The 2718-nt window shown below is 74.4% G+C and carries 2 protein-coding genes; both read right to left on the bottom strand.

Annotated elements, in window-relative coordinates:
• Positions 1–1403 (bottom strand): beta-ketoacyl synthase N-terminal-like domain-containing protein (locus FDA94_RS38835; RefSeq protein ID WP_170991328.1); only part of this gene is annotated, 1403 nt, incomplete at its 3' end.
• A 44-nt stretch (positions 1404–1447) separates the two neighbouring features.
• The coding region (locus tag FDA94_RS38830; RefSeq protein ID WP_137252007.1) for a type I polyketide synthase at positions 1448–2718 on the bottom strand (1271 nt) is incomplete at its 5' end.

Here is a 2718-nt window from a genome sequence, read left to right as displayed (position 1 = left end):
GTCGCCGGCGCGGGCGGCGGCGCGGATTCGAGCACCAGGTGGGCGTTGGTGCCGGACAGGCCGAACGAACTGACTCCGACCAGGCGCGGCGTGCCCTCGCCGGGCAGCGGCACCGCGTCGGCGGCCGGCTGGATCGAGCCGTCCGCCGGGACGGCCGGGGACGGCCGGGTCAGGTTGAGGGTCTGGGGAATGAGCCGGTTCTCCAGGATCAGCACCGACTTGATCAGCCCGGCGACGCCGGCGGCGGCCTGGGTGTGGCCGATGTTGGTCTTGACCGCGCCGACCCGCAGGGGGCGTTCGGCGGACCGGCCGCCGAAGACGTCGTGCAGGGCGCCGAGCTCGATCGCGTCGCCGAGGTGGGTGCCGGAGCCGTGCGCCTCGACGTGGTCGACGTCGTCGGGCGACACCCCGGCGGCGGCCAGCGCGCTGTTGATCACCGCGACCTGGGCGCTGCGGCTGGGGGCGGTGAGGCCGTTGCTGCGTCCGTCCTGGTTGACGGCCGAGCCGCGCAGCACGGCCCGGATGCGGCGGCCGTTCGCGATCGCCTTGGAGAGCGGTTCGAGCACGACCAGGCCGGCGCCCTCCCCCATCACGTAGCCGTCGGCGCCCTCGTCGAACGTCTTGCACCTGCCGTCCGGGCAGAGCATCCCGCCGGCGCAGGCCTGGATGAAGTTGGTGGGGTGGATGGTCAGCGACGCCCCGGCCGCGATGGCCAGGTCGCAGTCGCCGCGCCGCAGGCTCTCGGCGGCCAGGTGCACCGCGATCAGCGACGACGAGCAGGCGGTGTCGACCGTGAGCGTGGGGCCCGACAGGTTGAACTGGTAGGCGATCCGCCCGGCGGCGACGCTGGCGGACACTCCCGAGGCCAGGTACGGGTCGGCCAGCGCGTCCCGGCCCTGGCGTTCGAGCTGGAGACGGCCGTACTGGAGGGTGTCCATCAGCCCGATGATCACGGCGGTGCGGCTGCCCGCCACCCGGGCCGGGGAGGCGCCGGCGTCCTCCAGGCCCTCCCAGGTCAGCTCCAGCAGCAGTCGATGGTGCGGGTCGATGCGGACCGCCTCGCGCGGGGACAGGCCGAAGAACTCGGCGTCCCAGGTGGTGATCTCCGGCAGGAACGCGCCGTGCCTGGTGTACATGGCGGCCGGGGTGCGCGGGTCGGGGTCGTAGTAGTCGTCGATGTTCCAGCGCGAGGGCGGCACCTCGGAGACCCCGCTGCGGCCCTGCGACAGCATGTCCCAGTACCCCTCGACCGTTTCGCCTCCGCCGGGGTAGCGGCACGCCATGCCGATGATCGCGATCGGTTCGTGGGTCCGGTCCTCGGCTGCGGCGAGCAGGCGGCGCGTCTGGGTCAGTTCGACGGTCACACGCTTGAGGTAGGCGCGGAGTTTTTCCTCGTTCCCCATCTGTCGAGCCTTTCCAGTAGCGGGAGGGGTGGTCGGGACGGTGGTCAGAGCTCGTTGTCGATCAGCGCGAAGATCTCTTCGTCGGACGCCGAGCCGATCTTCGCCACCACTTCCGTCGCGGTGGCCGGGCCGGGCGCGAGCCTGGTCAGGCCGGTCTGGAGGATGGCGACGAGCTTGTTCCTGACCGCGTCCGCCTCACCGTTGAGGGAGCCGAGCTCGGCCTCGACCCGCTCCAGCGCGCCTCGCAGCGTCTCCTCGGGCGAGGGCGGGGCGGGGGCGAGGTGCCTGAACAGGTAGCCGGTCAGCGCGGTGACGGTCGGGTGGTCGAAGACGAGCGTCGCGGGCAGCCGCAGGCCGGTCTCCGCGTTGAGCCGGTTGCGGAGCTCGACGGCGGTCAGGGAGTCGAAGCCGAGCTCGTTGAACGCCCGGTCCACGTCGATCCCGGCGGCGCTGCCGTGCGCGAGCACGGCGGCGACGTGGCCGCGGACGAGGTCGGTGAGCAGCCGCCTGGCCTCGGTCTCGGGCACTCCGGCCAGCCGTCCCCGCAGGTCGCCGCCGACGGGCGCGGACGAGGCGCCGCCCGACGCGGCCTGCCGGCGCGGGGCCCGGACCAGGCCGAGCAGCATGGGTGGCAGGTCGCCCAGTTCGGCGCGGGCGTGCAGCCCGCCGGTGTCCCAGCCGGTGGCGACGACCAGCGGTTCGGCGCTGCCGAGGGCGGCGTCGAACAGGTCCAGGCCGGCTTCGGCGGTGAGCGGGGCGACGCCCGAGCGGGCCATCCTGGCCACGTCGCCGTGGGTGAGCCCGCCGGTCATCCCGCTGCCGGCGTCCCACAGGCCCCAGGCGATCGACACGCCCGGCAGGCCGGCCTCGCGGCGGTGCGCGGCGAGGGCGTCCAGGAACGTGTTCGCGGCGGCGTAGTTGCCCTGCCCGGCGTTGCCGAGCGTCCCGGCCAGCGAGGAGAACAGCACGAAGGCCGACAGCGGCAGGTCGCGGGTGAGTTCGTGCAGGTGCCAGGCGGCGTCGGCCTTGGGCGCGAACACGGTGTCGAGGCGGTCACCGTCCATCTGCTCGACGGTCGCGTCGTCCAGGACGCCGGCGGTGTGCACGACGCCGGTCAGCGGCCGGTCGGGCGGGACGAGCGCGAGCGCGGCGGCCAGCGCGTCCCGGTCGGCGACGTCGCACGCGACGACAGCGACCCGCGCGCCGAGCGCGCCCAGGTCATCGGCCAGCCCGCCCGCGCCGGGCGCGTCCGGGCCGCGCCTGGAGACGAGCAGCAGATCCCGTACGCCATGACGCTCCACCAGCCGCCGCGCGA

Origin of the sequence: Herbidospora galbida (assembly GCF_005233835.1) — a bacterium.
In the GTDB taxonomy this organism is placed as follows: Bacteria; Actinomycetota; Actinomycetes; order Streptosporangiales; family Streptosporangiaceae; genus Herbidospora; species Herbidospora galbida.
The sequence above is the reverse complement of the archived record's forward strand: the minus strand, read 5'-3'. Positions and strand labels throughout refer to the sequence as shown.